A 19,957-nucleotide genomic window follows, 5' to 3' on the forward strand; every position below is an offset into this window, starting at 1 on the left:
TATGAAACGATTTGGAACATCGTATGAACGCAAAAGAGGTGTGCTATGAATGCCTTTCTTTCTGTTCCCGAGCCTCTCACGCCACAGTGGCTCACCATAGTCTTGCGCCATGCAGGAGTTCTTCGGGAAGGCAAGGTGAGGTGCATCGAAAAGGAAACGGCGGGAGCATTTAACTCTCATACCAGCCATCTGTTCCTCCACTATTCAGCAGATGCTTCTGGAGAGGCACCAAGGCGCTTGGTACTCAAACAGAATACACAAAGTGCCTGGGGGCAAGAGGCAGGCATGGAAGAAGTGAAGTTTTATCAACTCGTTGCATCTTTGCCAGACCATCCCTCTGTGGTGATTCCTTGTTATGCAGCAGCCACAGACTCGCAAAGCAAAAACTCCTATGTGCTTTTGCAGGATCTTTCAGAGACCCATCATCCACCCATCACGCGTGATCAACAAATCAGTCTGGTCGAGGGAGTACCTGCCGCAGCCGACATCGACGCCGTTATCGAGGTGCTTGCTCAGATCCATGCATACTGGTGGGATCATCCATTGCTTGGGGAGAATACATTCGATATCGGATACTGGTCTCGCAATGCAGAGCGATTTGCCTTGTACCTTCGTCTCCGAAGAACCTCCTGGGAATATCTTCTGACTCATGAGTATGAGTGGTTCCCTGACGAGTTGCGGGAGCTGTATGAACAGGTACTTACTCATTTGTCACGTCACTGGGAGCAGTATCTGGAGCCTCGTTTTCGTGAGAGGAGCAATCTAACCCTTATTCATGGTGATGCCTACTTCGCCAACTTTCTGTGCCCAAAGAATTCAGAAACTGGTGCGACGTATTTGCTGGATTGGCAATCACCAACAGTCGACATTGGAGGCTATGACCTCGCCAACTTGTGTGCAGCGTTTTGGACTCCCGAGCAGCGACACGAACACCAACGCGAAGAGAAGATGCTGCGTTGCTATCACACGGTTCTGCAGAAACATGGAGTGAATAACTACTCATGGGATGATCTATTGATCGACTATCGGACGGGCCTGATCTTTTGGCTGCTTATGCCTGTTCAGGATTGCTTTGGTGGAGCGAGTAAGGAGTATTGGTGGCCGAAAATGCAATGTATGGTCGCCGCTTTTCAGGAGTGGAACTGTCACTCCCTCCTGGGTCTCTCATGAGAGGATAGCGAGCTCATGTATTGTAACAGTATAGAGGCGCCGTTTTGAGAGACGCCTCGTCCTTGCCCGAAGATGTTGTTCTTCGATAAGCATGATATCCTTCCTTCTCCTTTTCAGTTCACAGCCCATCAGTCGTAACAAACGGTTGCCTCCACATCGTCGTCAATGCGACATTTTATGCCTGGGCACTCTCTCCAAGCAAGAAGGCCAGATACACTTTTTTTCGCAGTTCCATCTCCTCTTCCGGAAAGATTGGGGCTTTTCCGAAAAGAGAAGCTTTGAATTCTTTGACAAGAGCATCGCGTAGGGGTGTCTTGCTGTAGCCCAGGCGTAGCTTTTTGCCTTCTGGCAAGGTAATCCCTTCCTGCTTTTTACGTCTTTGCAAGGTTTTGTGTTAACAGTCACTCCCACTTGAGAAGACCGATTTTTATCTAATTGGAGCGCGCACCGTTTTCAAGCATCATGTGGCAAGGTATCCTCTTGACCTTCTATCGAGCAGTATATATACTCCCATAAGAACTAATTGGGGAACAAATAGAAGGTGAGAGGAGTGATGCCCAAAATAGCCCACTTTATGCTTATCTGGTCAGGAGAACAAGACCTTTATTGGCTTTATGAACACGGTCATCGTTTGCTTCAGGCCGATAACGCTTCATGGCCTGCCTGGTTGGCTGCACATAGTTCCATCTCTTTTCGTGGAAGAAATGGCTCTTTTAATCTACTCAAAGAGACGCGCAAAAAGAGTAGCCAGGGATATTGGTATGCTTATCAACGACAAGGGAAATGTATCGCAAAACGCTACGTGGGCCGTAGCGTCGACTTGTCCACAACACGTTTAGAGGAGATTGGAAGCGCTTTTCAGAAGATGCAAACATGCGAGGTAAGTAGCTGGCAGGAGCGGGAAGAGATACTCACAGAGGCTGTTGAGCAGACGCTGCAAACACAGGATACAGAACACGCCGCAGTTCTGATCGACCACTATTTGACCAATCGAGGTTTCGATGATATGCAGGATTTCTCCACATTGTGGCGCTGGTTGGAACAACTGCCCAATGACATTCTCTCCCGATACCCTCAGCTCTGTCTTCACTATGCGCAAGTTCTCTCTGTGAGTGTAGCACCAGAGCGACCGTCGGTTAGCATACTTAAGCAGATGGATGCGCTGTTGCAGATGGCTGATACGTGTTGGCGCGTTGAAGGCAATCTCGCTCGACTCGGTGAAGTCTATGCCTTTCGTGCTTACCTCACGATGCGGCAAGGCATGCAAGAGCAGACAGTTGCCTATGCCAGTCAGGCCTTACGGTGGTTGCCACTGGAGTCTCAGCATTGGCGCGGAGTTTGCCTTAACTTCCTGGGGTCAAGAGCATTGTCGTGTGGGCAACTTACCGAGGCCACGTCACTCTTGCAAGAGGCACTCACAATCTGGACAAACCTTCATCATCCACATGGGACACGTAGTTGTATGCTGCTGTTGGCAACGGTCTATTGTGAGCAAGGAGTGTTAGAGCACGCGGCTGCCTGTTACCGTCGCGTAGCCCAGGAAGCCAGGGAAGTAGGAGATCGCGAGGATCTCATCCCGGCTTTGCTCGGATTGGCACGAACCTCATATAAATGGAATGATATGGAGACTGCGGAACAAGTTGCTCAAGAGGCATGGGACGCGAGCGAGCAATGGCGAGATCAGGAATTGTTGCTGCGCTCAGCATCCATCCTGGTACAGATCTGGTCTCTCCAGGGATCCAATGCGCACGCTTTGCAGCGTCTTACAATGTTACAGACCCGTTTCTCTGCTCATTCAGAACTGTTTACTTCTCTTCAGCCTCTCTTTCGATCTTTGAGGGTGGAGCAGGAAGCTCAACAGCATGCGGTGGCACATCAGGAGCCACTTTCACGACAGGAACAACGAGTGCTACGCCTCCTTGTCGCCGAACTTTCCTATCCAGAAATTGCGCGTGAACTGATCGTCTCAATCAATACCGTGAAAACGCACGTGAACAGTATCTACCGCAAGCTCAACGTGCATAGTCGCCGAGAAGCGCGAGCGATTGTTCAACATCTTCATCTTTTCTCAGCGGAAAGCCATTAGTAAACTGGGGCGGAGATCTCTTCACGATCAGACATTTTGCATGACTCCCATTTTATGTGATCTCAAGGTATGGGTGCTTGCCCGCGAAGTGTGCTCTGAGTTAAAATAAAGCACAAGAAGAACGTGCTCTGGAGAAACGACATGGATGCCCTCATACGGCCATTGAGGCAAGAAGACGAGCCATTTCTCTGGCAAATGCTCTATTATGCCGCTCATATGGAAGAAGATGGCGAGACATCATCTGATGCAGCGAGAAACAATTCTGGGTTACAAAAATATGTTCAAGGCTGGGGACGCGATACCGATATGGGAGTACTCGCCCTGCATCCACACGATCAGCGTCCATTGGGGGCTGCCTGGCTTCGTCTGCTCATTGAAGAAAAGAAGATGTCTCGCTTGATTAGCGACGGCATACCGGAACTCGCTATTGCCGTCCTTCCAGACTCGCTTGGGCAAGGGATCGGCACGCAATTGATGAAACATCTCCTAGAAGCGGCCAGCCAAGTGTATCCGGCAGTGATGTTAAGCGTTCGTAAGAGCAATCCTGCTCGATACCTATACGAGCGGATGGGCTTTGAAATCGTAGATACCGCTCGCAATCGGGTAGGAAGCGAATCATTTGTTATGCTTGCTCAGTTTCATTAACAAGAAAAGAGGGTTATTCTGTTCACCTATCATGTCCGGTGCCTTCACCACTGTGACTGGTTCAGATTTTTCGCATGCAAAAATCACGAGAGCAGGTGATGCGCTTTCACCCTTCCTCGCTCTATACTGCCATCCAGACGAAGTATCACCTATGTTTGGAGGAAACACTATGAGCGAAAATTTTTCACGAAGATTTGACGAAGATGTACCAGTCCTGATTGTGGGAGGAAGTGTTGTTGGTCTCTCAATGGCGCTCTTTTTAGCACAGCATGGTATTTCTGCACTCCTGGTTGAGCGACATGCTACAACATCGATCCATGCACGAGCCAATGGTTTCAACTCACGAACGATGGAGCTCTTTCGTCAGGTTGGGATCGAGTCTGCCATCTTTGAACAAGAAACGCCGCCAGAACAAATCGGTGAAATGGGCTTGCGCGTAGAAAGTCTGCTGGGAAAGGTGCTTGATAGCACTGAATCTCCAGCTTACAGACAGGCTAACTACATCAATCCATTTGAGAGTTCCACACGGACGGCGATGATCGGGCAGAATAAGCTGGAGCCGATCTTGCAGCGGCATGCAAGGGCGCTGGGTAGCGATATTCGTTTTGGTACGGAACTGGTGCAGTTTGAACAACAGGTTGGAGGTATCAACGCTCTCATCCGCGAACGAGCTACCGGTCGGGAATCCCATATCCATGCACATTATCTGGTAGCAGCAGATGGCAATAGAAGTGCGATTCGGCAACAGCTTGGCATAAGCTCATATGGCTATGGGACGCTGGGTCAATGGGTGAGCATACTGTTTCAAACCGATCTCAACGAGGCCCTTCAGGGAAGAAAGGTGACACTCTGTTTTGTCAATAACGCCACACTCGATGGCATTATGGGACAATCGGGAGAGTCAAGAGATCGCTGGGCGCTGTTCGCCAATCTTAAGCCCAGGGTCGGTGAACGTCTCGACGCACCATCAGAAGGCTATTGCCTTGATCTTGTACGTGCGGCAATTGGTATTCCTGACCAGCCTGTTAAAATAATCAGCACGCTTCCCTGGGAACTTGCTTCTCGTGTTGCGGAATGCTATCAGCAGGAGAGGATCTTTCTGGCTGGCGATGCTGCGCATGTGATGACAACGATGGGAGCGTTTGGCGCTAATACCGGTATTGCCGATGCTCACAATCTGGCCTGGAAGCTGGCTCTGGTGCTCAAAAAAAAGGCTCACCAGGATTTGTTGGCAACCTATGGTCATGAACGGCAAGCAGTTGCGGATCTTGCTGTGGGCGTTTCCACTGGCTTATATGCCTATCGCCTACCACATCATGAACAAAGTGATGCTATTACGCGCAGTGCCGAGGAGATGTTGATGCGCGTTCGCAAAAGCTCCGATGCGCCTCAACCAACAGCCTTCAGTGTGATCTGTGGCTATCGATATCGTTCTATCCATGAGAATGATGAGGAAGCTCTATTCGAAAATGAGCCGTCGGCACGCTCTGGAACCCGTGCTCCCCATGTCTGGTTAAGCCACAAAGGCAAGCAGATTTCAATCCTCGATCTTTATGGACGCAATTTCGTTTTGCTGACAGGTTCCGATGGACAGTACTGGCATGAGGCGTTTGTAAAGGCAGCAGATAGGTTGGGCGTATCTGTGGATAGGTACCGCATCGGCCATAATCAACCGTATAGAGATGACGATAGCAGCTTTCTGACAAGCTACAGGATAAGCGACTCAGGTGCTGTCCTGGTGCGACCCGATGGCTTTATTTCCTGGCGAGCTCAAAATGCCACAATCCAACCAGGAGAGCCTGAAAAAATTTTCATTGATCTCTCAAGGTTGCTTGGATATACTCCTCCCTTCTCATAGGGATAAAGCGGATCTGGTATACTTTGCGTGAGCTACAATCTATTGATTGCTGGATCAGGGAAGCTATGAGGAGACTTTACACTTACTGCTCCTGCTCATGGAAGGAGTAAATAAGATATGAAATCAGATAAAATGCACTTGCGAACGACATTTGATCAGGATGCTTTGCTGTATGATCAGGCTCGGCCTGGCTATCCTGAAGCACTTTTTGATGATATTGTGATGCTCTCAGGTCTCCCTCCTGCCGGAAGGATTCTCGAAATTGGATGTGGAACCGGGCAGGCGACGGCCCCTCTGGCACGGAGGGGCTATCGCCTGCTCTGTATTGAGCTTGGGGCCAACATGGCTGCTCAGGCACGCCGTAATGTGGCTGCGTATCCTCTGGTCGATATCCAAACAGAGGCGTTTGAAGCCTGGCAAGTGGAAGCGGAAGCATTTGATCTTGCGTTTGCTGCGACCTCTTTTCATTGGATTGATCCCAGCATTTCTTATCGGAAAGCAGCACAGGCTCTCAAACCTTCTGGGGCTATTGCCTTGTTCTGGCACGTGCATGTCCAGAGCGAGGCTTCTCAAGGCTTTTTTGAGGAGGTGGAGCAGATCTATCGGCAACAGGTGCCGGAACAAGAGGAGAAATATGGTTCGTTACTGTGGCCGCATGAGATACAGGAGCCGGTCAAGATAGAAATGGAGCAGACAGGCCTCTTTCGTGATGTGTCGGTATGTCGATATCACTGGGATATTACCTACGATGCGGCCAGTTATCTTCGCTTGCTGGATACCTATTCTAATCACCGGATATTAGAGAAACACAGGCACGACCGTCTCTTTCACGATATCGCGGAGTTGATCAATACCCGCTATTGTGGATCTATCACCAAAGGCTATCTGGCAATCCTGTATGTGGCGCAGCGGAAGTGACAAGAGATCGCTTCTGGCGTAACGGGACTACCTGCTGGTGTGGAGTACAGGGATCTCCCGCACCACCTGGGATTTATGGTTGTGGGCGAAAGGTGAGGTTAGTCTGTGCGCTGTGGATGTTGATGTTGGCGTGTTCGGCTAGCCATTGATCGTTGAAGATGGTCGAGGCGTAGTTTTTTCCCTGGTCTGCACAGATACAGGCAATCCGTTTGCAATCTGGATACTGTGTGAGATAGGCGGCACAGGCTGCAAGTACGGCTCCACTTGATCCTCCGACCTGTATGCCTGTGCGTTTGTAGAGCTCGCGACAACCAAGGAAGGCTTCCTGGTCTGTGACGAGCAGGTGTTTGTCGTAAAGATGAGGACGCAGAAATTCAGATGGGCGCGAGGAGCCGATGCCTGTTAGTTTGCGGGGAGCAGGAGGGGTGCCGAAGATGACTGAGCCATGTGCGTCTACACCGATCACCCGGGTTTCAGGACTTACTTCTTTGAAAAAGCGACCAATGCCAGCAAGTGTCCCTCCAGTCGAAACGGGGATGAAGATGGCATCAACGCGCTGTTCCATTTGTTGATACACTTCGGGACCGGTGCTCATGTAATGAATGGCCGGGTTGGCAAGATTGTGATACTGGTCGGTCCAGAGGTAGTTGGGGTGTTGCTGGCACAGTTTTTGGACGTGTTCAAGGCGTGAGAGTAGATAACCTCCATTCTGGTCTGGCTGTGTGACAAGTTCAATTTGAGCACCCAGGCCTTGCATGCGTTGGACGTTTTCTGCTGTGGTCTTGGGATCAATGACGGCGATAAAACGATAGTGGGCGTGATGGCAGAGATGTGCCAGTGCAATCCCGAGATTGCCGGATGTCGATTCGATAATCACCGATTCTTTTGTCAGGCTGTGTTGGCTTTGTAAATGTTCGAGGAGCGCAAGCGCCGTCCGGTCCTTCATGGAACCGGTCGGGTTTGCGCTCTCAAGTTTGAGGTGGATGGTGTGAATTCTACCCTGAATGTGTAGCTGTACTGCTACCATCGGTGTCTGCACGACGGCGGGCAATCCGTCTGCGTTGGATGACTGTAGGTTATCTGTCGGTAGACCTTGAATCATGGCACTCAAATTTTCTCTAGCGGGTTCGCTTTACAGGAATGTGCAATTATGTCTCATTTATAGTGCGGGTAAGATTGGGAGCGGCAAGGCCATATTTCTGAGGCCGATGGCGTTGAGTTTTTTTCCAAGCGACTCACGCGCGTAACGTGGCATCTTCCAGGGGTCTTCTTTGTTACGCAGGAGCTTTTCTATATCTTCATCTTGAGGCATGAGTGAGTCGAGAGCGATTGGCGCGTATTTTTTGAGCGCGTTTTCTAGCGTGACGACGTGTTTGCTGTCTCTCTGGAGCATGTCGCGTAAGAAGCATACTCCGAAGATCACGTGGCGCGACTCATCACGCGTGACTGCCGTCATTCCTATGCGAAAAGATGGGAAAAGGTTTTCGGCACGGAAGCGCTCTAAAAGCATGCGCTGCCCCGCCAGTCCCATCATACCTTCAACAACAAGGTGATAGAGCACAACCCCTTCAATCAGGTGGGAGATCTTGTCAGGCTCCTGGCGTAAGCGATTGGCGATCTCTGGCAAGGCTTCCAAAAAGATGGTTTGCGAGGCAGGGCTAATGTGACGACGTGCGGCGTGAAGCGAGGCTTCTAGATCGCTCTGCCCCAGATCAAGCGCGTCGTGGAAGAAGCGATCAAAAAAGACTGCATGGCGTGCCTCATCAACAAGCTGAGTTGTCAGGAAAAAGCGCATCTCCTCGTCCGGGGCCGCCAGGACGTAGGGTCCAAGAGCATCGGTGACGCTGACTTCTCCCTGATAGAAACTTGAGAGAACAACTATGTGCTCATCTTGCTCCTCCGGGAGCAAATCTTCCCATTGAATACGGTCTGGAATAAAATCTAAGGCTCCACTGTCCCATTGTTGACGTTCCCAGCGATAAAATAATTCTCGATAGGTTGGAAGATGGATGAGTGAGCGATCAAGCCCATTGAATACAGCTTCAAATGAGGAGCCATCAAGCTCGTCCTGTGCTTCTTCATCAAATTGATCCTCAATTGCTTCATCGAGGGGGATATTTGTGTTCATCTTGTCTCCTGACTATACTGTTAGATTGCCTTGTTCGTCGTCGTCTTCCAGGTCGTTGCCTTCCAGGTTTGCTCGTAATATGTTTTGACAGGTGTGAGAAATAATGTTGAGTGTGGGTTGCGGTCGCGTGCGCCAGTAGAAGTGATTTCCAAGCAGCATCTGGAGTTGGAATTTCTGGCTTGTCTGCTCTTGCCAGGCCTGTAATGCTTCTTGATTAACACGAACATCTTGCAGGCCACCAATAACGGTGATGGGACAGTCCAGTGGCTCTTCCTGACGATGATGATAGCTTTCACAGATGGCAAAATCGGCACGGAGAAGGGGTAGAAGTAGTGCTCTTAACTCTGTGTTTTGCATGAGAGAGGGGTCAGTGCCTTGCATCTGCAAAATTTTTTGGACTAGCTGGGCTTCGGGAAGATTGTGCAAAGCTTCGTTACTGGGAAGCTGAGGCGCCCGATAGGCGGAGAGAAAGAGATGTTTAGGTAAATCAGCACCCTCGCGGCGCAACTGCTGGGCGATCCCAAAGCTGATTAATGCTCCCATACTGTGACCAAAGAAGGCGATAGGTAGGTCCATGTAGGGACGGATGATGGTTGTCAGCGTCTGAACTAACTCGTCAAAGTCTTGAAAGGGTCGATCTTTAATGCGGTTCTCTCGTCCAGGCAATTGGATGGGATAGACGGCAATATTGGGCCTCAACAAGCTGATCCAAGGGAAATAGGAAGAAGCCCCTCCGCCCGCATAGGGTAGGCAGAAGAGGCGAAGCCGAGCGCCAGGATCTGGTCTGGCACCGTAGAACCAGGGACTCGTACTTTGTATTCGATGCATCGTGTTCTCCATCAATCCTCCTTTCGTCAGGGAAAGGAGGAGTTCGTTTTCGATACCGTCTCTATGCATGAGGCTATTCGTAGCGTAATGTCTGGGCTATTTTCACACGCATGGCTCCCACAACAGGACCAATGCTGGCGAGTGATGTTAGAATCAAAATAGCTGCTAACATCCAGATGAGATTGATGGGCGCAAATGCAAATGGGATAGGGGCGAGCAGTTTTCCCTGTAAAAGCACCAGTGCATAGGATGCCGGTAGACCAAGGATCAGCGCGAGTAGCCAGGCCAGTAGGCCGATGGTGCTCCCTTCTGTCCAGAAGACTTGCGCTACTTTTGTTCCAACCGCTCCCATTGAGCGTAAGATGCCGATTTCACGGCGTCGCTCTAAAACACTCATGGCTAATGCATTTGCCAGCCCGACTGCTCCGACAAAGCCGACGATGATGGCAACCATGTCTAATAAGATGAAGACGGTTTGATATTTTGCTTGCGCTTGTGCTATTTCATCCTGTACCGTGAGGACATCAGGGAGGTAGCCGGCAGTACTCATTGCATCGTCAACACGTTTGCTTAGTGCGTTGAGAGACGCCTGGTCGGGTTGCGCCTGCGTTGAGCTGATCATAACTTTTTGGGTCTGATCCGGTCCGATCCCCATCAGTGCATTAACCTGCGCAAGCGGAGCAATAAGTGCCCCAAGCGTATCAGTACCAACTCCGCTGTAGTCCTGTACCGTTCCGATGATGTGCCAGGTGGCCTGGTGCGGACCATAGTGGAATGTGATTGAGTCGCCAATTTTCAGGCCAGATTTGGTGGCTGCATCTTTACTGAGAAGTACAACGTTCTGGTCATCATCACGGAACCAGCGTCCCGTCAGGTCTGTTTTCTGGTAGAACTGTGTGTTGCTGTGCAGGCCGGTTAACGTGGCGTCACCCCAGTTGGTTGAGATAGTGTCCTGGAAGAGTGGCTCAATCTTGTTTACTCCTGATACTGATGCGAGGGTGTGCTGATAATCGCTGAGTGCAATGGGATCAGAGAGAGCGACTAAAACATGATAGTGGTAGTTGTTGTACATCTGATCGAGGAAGCTGGTGAACGAAAAGCTAGCTGTCTGAATAGCTAAGAAGGCGGTCCCAGCGATGGTTAAGGTGATCATCGTCAGAATAGCACGGGTGCGTTTACGAAAGATACTACGCATGCCGAATTGCATCGTTTGTGGAAAAAGACGTGTGAACACATAACTAAGGCGTGATCCAACCCCTCGTTGATGAGTGGTGTTTGTGACTCCATAACCACTTAATGCCTGCTTCACTGTAATCCTGGTACCCTGAAAGACGGGAAATAACGCAGCCAGCAGAGGTGCCAGTAATCCAATGAGTACATTCAAGATGATTTGTAACGGCGTAACGGTTAATGGTCCGATATGCAGACTTACCAATCCGCCAAGGTAGGTAGCCAGCGCATAGCCTCCGCTAATACCAGCCAGAATCCCAAGCAACGTGCCGATCAAGGCATAGCAGAAGACGATAGTAAGATAATGGCGGATAATTTGTCCACGTTGTCCCCCGATGGCTTTCATGGTGCCAATGGTGGGAATCTGTTCTGTGATCAGCGAACTGATGGTGCTGATAATCAGAATAAGGCTGAGCAGTAGCGCTACGACAGAAAGAACATTCATCAGGCTAAAGATTCCATTAGCAATCTGTTGCACACTATCATCACGCCCTACATTACTACCGTCAAGTGGGATGTGACGGTCTTGCTGGAGGGATTGCGAGAGCTGGCCCAGGGTCTGATAACGCTGATCGTAGTTGTTTAATTGGATCTCAAAGTCTGTCACGCCTGTACGATGAAAGAACTGCTCAAAGTTGGCTTCATGCATGTAGCCATAGGCTTCGTTGTCAATGGCCGCTGTGGCGCGTCCCTGAGTCTGTACAAAGCCAGAGATGGTCAGTTGCTGATACTGCGAGCCTGTTTGTAAGAGGATATGATCTCCAACTTTGACGGGCGAGAATGTTCGCGCTCCACTCTCCAGGGCGATTTCGCTCGCTCCAGGCAGTTTTCCCTCGATAAGCTGGAATTTATCAAGTTTTTGATGTTGGAAATCGAGGACGCCGACAACCTGAATCAATTTCTTGTCAGAACCGATCTGCCAGCGTGTGACAATGCCTCCTTGAGCCTGGACCGTCTTGATGTTTGGCTGCTGCTGAATAAATGTAGCAAGAACTGGATTGGTGGGAGGCGTGTAAATGTGCATGTCTGGAGCCAGGCGTTGGCTGCTACTGTATTCCAGGCTGCTTTGGAAGTGGCTGGAGGCGATACTGATGCCGGTTAGTCCAGTAATCCCAATGGCAATGCCCAGGATGGTTAAGATGGTCCGCAGTTTGCGATACCAGATATCTGTGATGACTTTTTTGGTCGACGCACGCATGACGTATTACTCCTACACTATCGATTATTCGCCATTGTTCTGGACAAGATGCCCATCAAGGAGATGAATGCAGCGGTGCGCTCGCGTCGAGAGATGAGGATCATGTGTGACGTAGATGACGGTTTTTCCTTGTTGCGTCAGCTTATCGAGTAGGTCAAAGACCTGGGTTGCGGTTTTCGAATCCAGATTTCCAGTGGGCTCGTCAGCGACCAGGACCGGCGGATTGTTGGCAAGCGCACGGGCGATGGCGACACGCTGCTGTTGTCCACCTGATAGTTCGCTGGGGAGACGTTCCGCATAGGCGTCCATATCGACCAGATGAAGGCATTCGTTGGCTCGGTCCTTCCACTGACGGCGTGGATAGGTATGGCCTAATTCTAGCGCGAGGAGAATGTTTTCACGGGCGGTGAGCGTGGGCAGGAGTTGGAAGAATTGAAAAACGATACCTACGTTTTGTCCACGCCAGCGAGCCAGACGGTTCTCGCTCATGTCTTGTAAGAGTTGATTGGCAAAAAAGATGCGCCCGCTGCTGGGACGATCAACTCCGATGAGTATATTGAGAATGGTGGATTTGCCACTGCCCGATGGGCCGTTGATGGCAAAAAGCTCACCTGTATTGATCGAGAATGAGATGTCTTCGAGAATGGTTGTGCGGGTCATCTGGTGACTGAGCACTTTCGAGACTTGCTCGACACGAATCTGTGTTTGTAGCTGATCCGTCTGCTCTGGTGTAGGTTGTAATTCAGTAGTGGACATAAACTCGTATTTGCCGCCTTTCGTATTACACATGTTGTGCTGTAAGCGTCGAAAATGCCGACGTTTGTCGTATAGCCATAATAAGAGAGCTGTAAGTTAATAATGACTGAGCGAACCTTGTTTCTTGGCGGTGTGTTCTCCCCATTTAAAGCAGATCCAACCTACGGTCAGGTAAACGGCTGAATTGACGATCAGGAGTATCAGGCTACCATTATCCCAGGTGGATGAGAGCGTTTGATTGTGTTGTAGAATGGCGCGTAACACATCAATACCTTCTGTGATGGGAAGGGTCCGGGCGAAAATGGCGAGCCACGTGGGGAAGTTTTCAATGGGTAGAAGTGAGCCAGTCAAGAATAAAAGCAGATTTTGAATGAGATCTGCCAGAGACTCGACTTGTTTGAAGACCAGGGTGGCTCCAGCCAGGATCAAGGCGAAGCCGAAGAGGCCAACGAGCGTTAAAAATAAGACTGGAATTGCTTCCCAACGCAGTGGAAGCTGAATACGCATGATGAGTACGAGCAAGAAGCTTGTCAGGATTACCTGAATAGTCGTTGTAATGAGCATTGCGATGACACGTCCGACGAGCAACATTTCGGTAGGAGCAGGGGTCATATACATTTGCTCCAGGGTTCCCGATTGAGCTTCACCGATGAGATCGGCGCTTGTGCTCATGATGACGATACGTGCGTAGAACCAGATAACGTAGCCTAAGAACAACGTGACCAGTTGATCTTGATGAAACTGCCCGCCTCCGATGAGAAAACTGGCCCCAATGAAAATAATTGAAATGAGAATCAACTGGGTAATAATATTAAACTTATAGTCCCAGATGATCAGCAGGCGTTTATAGATCTCATTGAGTGACGCTAACGATGCGGTGATCATGATCCTCCTCTTTCTCTCCTCCACTAAGGAGCCGGACAAAAATCTCTTCTAGATTAGGCTCGACGCGTTTGACTCCGAGGAGCGTAACATCTTGATCATAGAGCGAGCAGAGATACTGATGGAGCACTGCTCGACTGGAGATGACTCCAGTCAATTGCATGTTCTCACCATCCTCCTCGAATGTAAGTTGAGGGAACGGTGTCCGATCGGATAGCTGACCCTTGATCTGTATCTGATAGTATTCCTGCTGGAAAACATCTAAGAGCTCGTTGAGAGGTTTGTTGGTCAATAACTGCCCTTTACTCATGATAGCAACACGATCGCATAGCTCTTGAGCCATATCCAATTGATGCGTCGTCAGAATAACCGTTTTGTTTTGCTCACGCGCTAGTTTATTGACCCATGATTTCATGGTGCGTGCCGCCTGGACGTCCAGTCCAAGCGTGGGCTCGTCGAGAAGAATGATCGGAGGATCGGCAATCAGGGCACAGGAGATGGCTACCTTCTGTTGCATGCCACGTGAAAAAGTACGTAATGGATCGTTGCGTCGATCCCAGAGATCAAAATCACGCAGTAATTCCTCTGCACGTAGGCGTAGAGGCTTTCCCCATTGATCCTTAAGGTGTCCGAAGTAGAGAAGATTCTGCCAGGCGGAAAGTCTCCAATAGACGTTACGTGTACCCTCAAGCACGACTCCGATTTGTCGCATGGCGGCACCGCGTTGATGTGCGACATCATAACCATTGACGCGGATGGTGCCGGTTGTGGGAGTGACGAGCCCACAGATCATCTTGATAGTAGTCGTTTTGCCAGCTCCGTTGGAGCCGAGGAAACCAAAAATTTGCCCTTTGGGAATAGAAAGATCTAAATAATCGACGGCTGTAATCCCCGTTTTGCGAGGGCGTCCATAGATTTTACTGAGATGCGTAATCTCAATAGAGGCAGGTGATGGATCGTTTGCTGCCATAATATCTGATCTCCTGACATGCAATAAAAAGCAATTGTAAACGTCTCGCTTACGTGTCTGGCACAGCTACCACGCTCCTGTATGGGAAGGTGATGAGTTGAAAAGAAATGTCTGAGCCAAGCAAGCGGTTTCACTCAGACGATTGAATAGCATGAGATGAACACATTTGTACTCATCAAAATCGTGCGTGAAATATCGCTTCTGTTGTCCATAGCAGTATATAAGGGACAATAAAACCGACCTTATCTCATCTTTAAGCGTACGTTGAGCCGATATAAATGTCATGCCATTGAAACCGTATTTTTTGTACCGAGTGGGTAGAAGGACTCTTCTTTCGCCTGAGGTCTCGTTTAGCGTTCAAGATAGATACCAAGTTGTTGTTGTCTGGCAGTTTTATAGACGCAACTGGCAATGGCAACATCTTCGATAGCCAGTCCGAAAGGATTGACGAGTATGATATCACTCTCGTGGCGGCGTCCTGGCTTGTCACCAGTGATGATAGCACCTAGTTGAGCATCGATACGTCGGCATTGATCTGCTGAAGAAGATGATGCAGGTGTATCATCGGGTCCTATGACCTGTCCCTGGCGATACATACGACCCAGTAGACGGCGAGTATCAGCTTTGATCAGTGACCAATCGTCAATAACAATGTAATCGGCTTTGAAGACGACTTCCGGGAGTGGATCATCAAGCGAAATGTTGGAAATGATGGTACCGGGTTGTAACCATGCGTGTTCGATATAACCCTCGGTGGTGGTGGTGGTGGCAATGACAAGTTGTGCTTGATTGATGGCTTCTTCAGCGCACGTAGCGATGGTGAGCGTGACTGCATGGGGGATTATGATCTCTGTCAGGGCAGCCTGTGCTTCTTGAAGACGTTCAGGCGAGAGATCGAATAGTCTGATTTCAGTAAGATGGGGATAGTGCTGTTGTTTTCGCTGTAACAGCAATGCGATATGTGCCTGCGCCTGTACGCCAGTTCCAATGACCGCAACACTGTGTACGGCTGGTCCGGCAAGTAGCTCGGCTGCTAAAAGCGACACACTGGCGGTACGCAGGCTAGAAATGTATGCTCCTTCCATGATGCAGAGTGGACGACCTGTAAGTGCATCGTGTAAAAGAGTCAGACCACTTGCTCGTGGATAACCATGTTGGGGATTGGCGATGTTGCCGTTAATGATTTTGGTCCCAACACTTTGAAAAGATCCTCCGACGTAACCAGGCATATTTAAGCTGCGAGCTTGTTCGTTACGCTTGTTTGTCCAACCCAGATATGCTTCGTCTGGTAAAATGGTTTGTTGCGTCTGATGCAGGCGAAACATGTCTTTGATGATCGCAACACTGTCGATATCTTGACAAGCTTGTACAACGTCTTTACGTGTGAGATAAAGGATGTTATCGGTATCAATCATCAGTAAAAAGCCTCTCATCTAGCGTGAAATTTCCGAGGTAGGCGGTGTGTCTTGTCTTGTCAGCATAGTTGAAAGGTAGAGGACGTGTCATGCTCTTTTGTCGCTATTTCTTCTACGTGAGAAAGCGCACTTTTCTTTTATTCAATAGTTCCTAATCTTTCCATAAAATCGTGGTAGTCAAATGATTTTAAAATATCGTAGTTACCATTCTCGCGCAAAATAGCGATGTCGGGCAAGGGCATGCCGTTAAAGGTCGTGTTTTTGACCATGGTATATTGCATCATCTCTGTAAAAATCAGCTTATCGCCAATCTGTAATGGTTGATCGAAGGAATACTCACCAATTACATCGCCAGTCAGGCACGTTTTGCCAGCCAGGATATAGTTGAAACGCTTTTCTTCCGGCATGCCTGAGCCGTAAAGAGGAGGACGATAAGGCATTTCTAACACGTCAGGCATGTGGGTTGTGGCTGATGTATTTAGAATCGCAATGTGCTTGCTGTTTTCAACAATATCAATCACGCTGGCAACGAGATAGCCAGTATCGTAGACAACGCCTCCTCCAGGCTCCAGGATGACTTCAAGTTCAGGATAATGGGCGCGAAAAGCAGTCAAGCGGGCAATAAGTTGCGCAATATTATAATCTGGATGATTAATAAAATGTCCGCCCCCGAAGTTGACCCATTTGACTTTTTGTAGCCAGTCAGCGTAATTGTCTTCGACAAAATCGATCAGTTTGATAGAATCGTTAGCCATATTCTCGCAAAGGTTATGGAAGTGTAGCCCCTCTAATAAACCAAGCGTTTCCGGATCAATGTATTTTTTCAGGCTCCCCATGCGCGAATACAATGCGGAAGGATTATAGAGGTCTGTCTGCACGAATGAAATATCAGGATTAATCCTGATGCCCAGTGATAGAGAAGGTCTGTGTGTTTTAATTTCTGAATAGAATTTGCGAAATTGTCCGACCGAATTAAATGTGATGTGATCTGCAAGAGGGATAATTTTTGCTATTTCATCATCATCAAAAGCGGGCGAGTAGACATGGACCTCTTTGCCGAACTCTTCATGACCAAGTCGTGCTTCGTAATAGCCACTCGCGGTTGTACCATCCAGATAGTTCCGCATGAGAGGAAATGCCTGAAACATAGAGAAGGCTTTGGTGGCAAGGATGATTTTTACTCCAGTGGTCGCACGAATAGCGTCGATGTTCTCAAGATTATGGGTTAACGCTCGCTCATCCAGGACATAAGCGGGCGTTTTGATCGATCCCAGTTTTTCTGGTAGTAGCATTTAAGCTACCACCTCATCCTGACTGGTTGGATCAAGCTCCTGGACGTGCCAGGGCAGACCCTGTTTGCTCAACTCTTCAAGAAATGGATCAGGATCAAACTGCTCAACATTAATGACACCTGTTCCAGCCCATTTTTTTGTGAGCATCATTTTTGCGCCTACCACTGCTGGCACGCCAGTCGTGTAGGAAACAGCCTGAGCACCTACTTCTCTGTTACACTCAGCATGATCGCAAACATTATAGATCAGGTACTTCTTCGGTTGACCGTCTTTTATCCCTTGGATAATGCACCCAATGGATGTTTTACCGGTGTAATTTTCAGCCAGAGATGATGGCTCGGGTAGAAGTGCTTTTAGAAATTGGAGGGGAATAATTTCCACTCCGTTATAAAGAATGGGATCAATGCGGGTGATGCCAACATTCTGTAACACTTCTAAATGTTTGATGTAATTATCTGAAAAGGTCATCCAAAAGCGTATCTGCTTTAAATGTGGAATATTTTTGACAAGAGACTCGAGTTCTTCGTGATACAGCAGGTAGGATTTTTTGGGTCCAACCTCTGGGTAATCAACCATTTTCGATATGGAAAGCGGATCGATTTCAATCCAAGAACCGTCCTGCCAGTATTTGCCCCTCTGAGTAACTTCACGAATGTTGATTTCAGGGTTGAAATTCGTAGCGAATGACTGACCATGGTCACCGGCATTGCAATCAACAATATCAATTTCGTGGATTTCATCAAAGAGATGCTTCTGGGCGTAGGCGCAGAAAACTCCAGTTACACCTGGATCAAATCCACAACCAAGAACCGCAAGAATGTCATTTTCTCGATAGCGTTGTTCATAGTCCCATTGCCATTTATAGGAGAATTTTGCCTCGTCTTTTGGCTCATAATTGGCTGTATCCAGATAGTTAGTGCCGGTGGCAAGGCAGGCATCCATGATAGATAGATCCTGATAGGGCAGGGCCATATTTACCACGACATCGGGCTGAACTTTCTCGATCAGAGCAATCACTTCACTGGTATTATCAGCATCCACTTGCGATATATCTATCTCTGATTTTATCTCACGTTTAATTTTTTCACATTTGGCAAAAGTCCGACTCGCAAGATGAATATGAGTAAAAACATCCCGATTCATGGCACATTTTTTTGCCACAACACTACCTGCTGCCCCTGCCCCAATAATGAGAATCTTCCCCATATTATGTTATGTTTCCTCGATGCTAATAACAGTTAGCAAACTGACTTATGATTTAACTTGTTTGTTTGTGTGTTTCTTGCTTGTACCTTCTGCATAGAATTATACACGCTGGCACAACCGAACGACAAGAATGTAAGCAGAGGTGTCTGCGAATTGTCTCGTCCTGTCCGATCCAGTGCTTTCATCTGAGTTTATTTAGTTCAAAGCGATGATCTGAAAAGAAGACAATGCCTTAATCAACCGAGACGCACGAACCAGTCTTCCACTTCCTCGCGTGTAAGTTCGCGAACAATCTCGATGCGTGAGTGCAGGGCCTGGTGCAACACTGGATACATATTTGCGGGTTCCCATTGAAACGTAATGTGTTTCTTTTCGACCAGTAACAGTGGTACTCCGTCGAAGGTGGGGAGTTCTGTAAAATGTGCTGAGCCTGGAAAGAAAATTAGTCCTCCCGGAACTCTGAAATTAAAGCGCTGGAAATCAATGAGCTCTTGCGCCTCTCGATAATCATCTGGCGTCATGTCGCGATTCTGGGCAAAACGGACCGCCAGAGGGTCAGTTGGTGTTGCGTCCAGATAATCTGGTCCAGTCAGTTCTAGCAGAGCATGTTGCAGGAGTGCATAACAGTGATACATGACATCCTGGACACCTATCAGGCGTGTCAGAAAGCCACGCATATTCATCTGATCAAGGACTAGAAGATCCTGATCGTCCCACAAAGAGAAGATGGCATGAAGATAGAAAGGGATTGCTTCGGCTGCTTCCAATTCGTTCAGGAGTGTACGAAGATCCTGTTGTTGACTCCAATGTTTGCGTGCGTCCTTTTCTCGGCAAAGCATGGCCATGACCGCAGGGGCGAGAAATGGAAGGGCGGCATGGGCACGGATGGCCTCCGGGAAGCGCTGGAACAGGTCTTCATCGTACTCATCTTCGCTTATTTTTATATACTGTTTCAGTAGCTTTAATTGACTATGCAGCGTTTCCACTGTCGCGTTGAGAGGAAGAGAAACATCACCTCCTTGTTCAATAAGAATGCCACAGAGCAATGCCAGTATCCCGGCATGGAATCCATCGAGGGTGGGAAGAAGAGTCGCAAATTCTCGCAGGACGGCGTTTTTCTCCTCAACTGTGTGTAAGTGTTGGATGGAGGAAAGGAATGGTTGGATCTCTTCTCTGCTAAAGATTTGTTGTCCCATTTGCAATTCGGTAAATGTGCTTGGTTGTCGCAGAAATGAAAAAAAGATAGCTTGATTATTCAAGGTTCAGGCTTGCTCCTTGCCATAGAAATATTTTGATCTTTTACGAGAAGTATACGCTGGCAGCGTCGTATTTTGACGAGGAGATGTGCGCTCTCGTGGAAGCAGGCAGCATCAGG

17 protein-coding genes are annotated in these 19,957 nt (G+C 48.7%); 5 read left to right on the plus strand and 12 right to left on the minus strand.

The features are described from left to right. The first annotated feature begins 45 nt into the window (after window positions 1-45). Window positions 46-1,170: a phosphotransferase gene (locus AC27N8_RS13440; RefSeq protein WP_487067810.1), complete on the plus strand. Its 1,125-nt coding sequence runs from the start codon at window positions 46-48 to the stop codon at window positions 1,168-1,170. A 175-nt stretch (window positions 1,171-1,345) separates the two neighbouring features. Here AC27N8_RS13440 and AC27N8_RS13445 read toward each other — a convergent pair whose 3' ends face one another. After that, on the minus strand, window positions 1,346-1,522 hold the full coding sequence (locus AC27N8_RS13445) for a hypothetical protein (protein WP_487067812.1): 177 nt from the start codon (window positions 1,520-1,522) through the stop codon (window positions 1,346-1,348). Between the two features lie 201 nt (window positions 1,523-1,723). Here AC27N8_RS13445 and AC27N8_RS13450 point away from each other — a divergent pair, with 201 nt between their 5' ends. From AC27N8_RS13450 to AC27N8_RS13465, 4 genes are all read left to right on the plus strand, one after another. Further along, a complete protein-coding gene (locus tag AC27N8_RS13450; RefSeq protein ID WP_487067814.1) occupies window positions 1,724-3,256 on the plus strand; it encodes a LuxR C-terminal-related transcriptional regulator in 1,533 nt (510 codons plus the stop codon). A gap of 141 nt (window positions 3,257-3,397) precedes the next feature. Next, window positions 3,398-3,901: a GNAT family N-acetyltransferase gene (locus tag AC27N8_RS13455; RefSeq protein ID WP_487067816.1), complete on the plus strand. Its 504-nt coding sequence runs from the start codon at window positions 3,398-3,400 to the stop codon at window positions 3,899-3,901. Window positions 3,902-4,070: 169 nt separating this feature from the next. Next, the gene (locus AC27N8_RS13460; protein WP_487067818.1) at window positions 4,071-5,759 is read left to right on the plus strand and encodes an FAD-dependent monooxygenase; all 1,689 of its coding nucleotides are present in this window, start codon (window positions 4,071-4,073) and stop codon (window positions 5,757-5,759) included. A gap of 117 nt (window positions 5,760-5,876) precedes the next feature. Then, complete coding sequence (locus AC27N8_RS13465) at window positions 5,877-6,677, plus strand: class I SAM-dependent methyltransferase (RefSeq protein WP_487067820.1); 801 nt, start codon at window positions 5,877-5,879, stop codon at window positions 6,675-6,677. Window positions 6,678-6,750: 73 nt separating this feature from the next. On the opposite strand, the gene sbnA is transcribed toward AC27N8_RS13465, so the two are convergent. From sbnA to AC27N8_RS13520, 11 genes are all read right to left on the minus strand, one after another. Beyond that, window positions 6,751-7,779, minus strand: coding sequence for a 2,3-diaminopropionate biosynthesis protein SbnA (sbnA, locus tag AC27N8_RS13470; RefSeq protein ID WP_487067822.1), 1,029 nt, complete (start codon window positions 7,777-7,779; stop codon window positions 6,751-6,753). A gap of 57 nt (window positions 7,780-7,836) precedes the next feature. Then, window positions 7,837-8,805, minus strand: a complete 969-nt coding sequence (locus tag AC27N8_RS13475; RefSeq protein WP_487067824.1) for a ferritin family protein — start codon at window positions 8,803-8,805, stop codon at window positions 7,837-7,839. A 12-nt stretch (window positions 8,806-8,817) separates the two neighbouring features. Next, window positions 8,818-9,633, minus strand: a complete 816-nt coding sequence (locus AC27N8_RS13480; protein ID WP_487067826.1) for a thioesterase II family protein — start codon at window positions 9,631-9,633, stop codon at window positions 8,818-8,820. A gap of 73 nt (window positions 9,634-9,706) precedes the next feature. Then, window positions 9,707-12,061: an FtsX-like permease family protein gene (locus AC27N8_RS13485; protein WP_487067828.1), complete on the minus strand. Its 2,355-nt coding sequence runs from the start codon at window positions 12,059-12,061 to the stop codon at window positions 9,707-9,709. 24 nt (window positions 12,062-12,085) lie between these two features. Beyond that, window positions 12,086-12,817: an ABC transporter ATP-binding protein gene (locus AC27N8_RS13490; protein ID WP_487067830.1), complete on the minus strand. Its 732-nt coding sequence runs from the start codon at window positions 12,815-12,817 to the stop codon at window positions 12,086-12,088. Between the two features lie 96 nt (window positions 12,818-12,913). Continuing rightward, window positions 12,914-13,702 (minus strand): ABC transporter permease, encoded by a 789-nt coding sequence (locus AC27N8_RS13495; protein ID WP_487067832.1) that lies wholly within the window; start codon window positions 13,700-13,702, stop codon window positions 12,914-12,916. Continuing rightward, on the minus strand, window positions 13,671-14,669 hold the full coding sequence (locus AC27N8_RS13500; RefSeq protein ID WP_487067834.1) for an ABC transporter ATP-binding protein: 999 nt from the start codon (window positions 14,667-14,669) through the stop codon (window positions 13,671-13,673). The genes AC27N8_RS13495 and AC27N8_RS13500 overlap by 32 nt, the downstream gene beginning before the upstream one ends. A gap of 350 nt (window positions 14,670-15,019) precedes the next feature. After that, window positions 15,020-16,084 carry an ornithine cyclodeaminase family protein gene (locus AC27N8_RS13505; RefSeq protein WP_487067836.1) on the minus strand — a complete coding sequence of 355 codons (1,065 nt, stop codon included), beginning with the start codon at window positions 16,082-16,084 and terminating at the stop codon, window positions 15,020-15,022. 137 nt (window positions 16,085-16,221) lie between these two features. Continuing rightward, window positions 16,222-17,376 (minus strand): carboxynorspermidine decarboxylase, encoded by a 1,155-nt coding sequence (gene nspC, locus AC27N8_RS13510; RefSeq protein WP_487067838.1) that lies wholly within the window; start codon window positions 17,374-17,376, stop codon window positions 16,222-16,224. Continuing rightward, window positions 17,377-18,582 (minus strand): saccharopine dehydrogenase family protein, encoded by a 1,206-nt coding sequence (locus AC27N8_RS13515; RefSeq protein ID WP_487067840.1) that lies wholly within the window; start codon window positions 18,580-18,582, stop codon window positions 17,377-17,379. A 236-nt stretch (window positions 18,583-18,818) separates the two neighbouring features. Next, window positions 18,819-19,841 (minus strand): hypothetical protein, encoded by a 1,023-nt coding sequence (locus AC27N8_RS13520; RefSeq protein WP_487067842.1) that lies wholly within the window; start codon window positions 19,839-19,841, stop codon window positions 18,819-18,821. Window positions 19,842-19,957: the final 116 nt, after the last annotated feature.

The sequence above is a fragment of the Dictyobacter sp. Z7_2 genome, assembly GCF_057551105.1.

What these genes read in the sequence shown, in the direction of transcription:
- AC27N8_RS13480 (WP_487067826.1), bottom strand. Translation starts at nt 9,633, where the DNA reads ATGCATCGAATACAAAGTACGAGTCCCTGGTTCTACGGTGCCAGACCA.
- AC27N8_RS13440 (WP_487067810.1), top strand. Translation starts at nt 46, where the DNA reads ATGAATGCCTTTCTTTCTGTTCCCGAGCCTCTCACGCCACAGTGGCTC.
- AC27N8_RS13475 (WP_487067824.1), bottom strand. Translation starts at nt 8,805, where the DNA reads ATGAACACAAATATCCCCCTCGATGAAGCAATTGAGGATCAATTTGAT.
- AC27N8_RS13515 (WP_487067840.1), bottom strand. Translation starts at nt 18,582, where the DNA reads ATGGGGAAGATTCTCATTATTGGGGCAGGGGCAGCAGGTAGTGTTGTG.
- AC27N8_RS13500 (WP_487067834.1), bottom strand. Translation starts at nt 14,669, where the DNA reads ATGGCAGCAAACGATCCATCACCTGCCTCTATTGAGATTACGCATCTC.
- AC27N8_RS13485 (WP_487067828.1), bottom strand. Translation starts at nt 12,061, where the DNA reads ATGCGTGCGTCGACCAAAAAAGTCATCACAGATATCTGGTATCGCAAA.
- AC27N8_RS13460 (WP_487067818.1), top strand. Translation starts at nt 4,071, where the DNA reads ATGAGCGAAAATTTTTCACGAAGATTTGACGAAGATGTACCAGTCCTG.
- AC27N8_RS13495 (WP_487067832.1), bottom strand. Translation starts at nt 13,702, where the DNA reads ATGATCACCGCATCGTTAGCGTCACTCAATGAGATCTATAAACGCCTG.
- AC27N8_RS13450 (WP_487067814.1), top strand. Translation starts at nt 1,724, where the DNA reads ATGCCCAAAATAGCCCACTTTATGCTTATCTGGTCAGGAGAACAAGAC.
- AC27N8_RS13505 (WP_487067836.1), bottom strand. Translation starts at nt 16,084, where the DNA reads ATGATTGATACCGATAACATCCTTTATCTCACACGTAAAGACGTTGTA.
- AC27N8_RS13455 (WP_487067816.1), top strand. Translation starts at nt 3,398, where the DNA reads ATGGATGCCCTCATACGGCCATTGAGGCAAGAAGACGAGCCATTTCTC.
- AC27N8_RS13465 (WP_487067820.1), top strand. Translation starts at nt 5,877, where the DNA reads ATGAAATCAGATAAAATGCACTTGCGAACGACATTTGATCAGGATGCT.
- AC27N8_RS13490 (WP_487067830.1), bottom strand. Translation starts at nt 12,817, where the DNA reads ATGTCCACTACTGAATTACAACCTACACCAGAGCAGACGGATCAGCTA.
- nspC (WP_487067838.1), bottom strand. Translation starts at nt 17,376, where the DNA reads ATGCTACTACCAGAAAAACTGGGATCGATCAAAACGCCCGCTTATGTC.
- sbnA (WP_487067822.1), bottom strand. Translation starts at nt 7,779, where the DNA reads ATGATTCAAGGTCTACCGACAGATAACCTACAGTCATCCAACGCAGAC.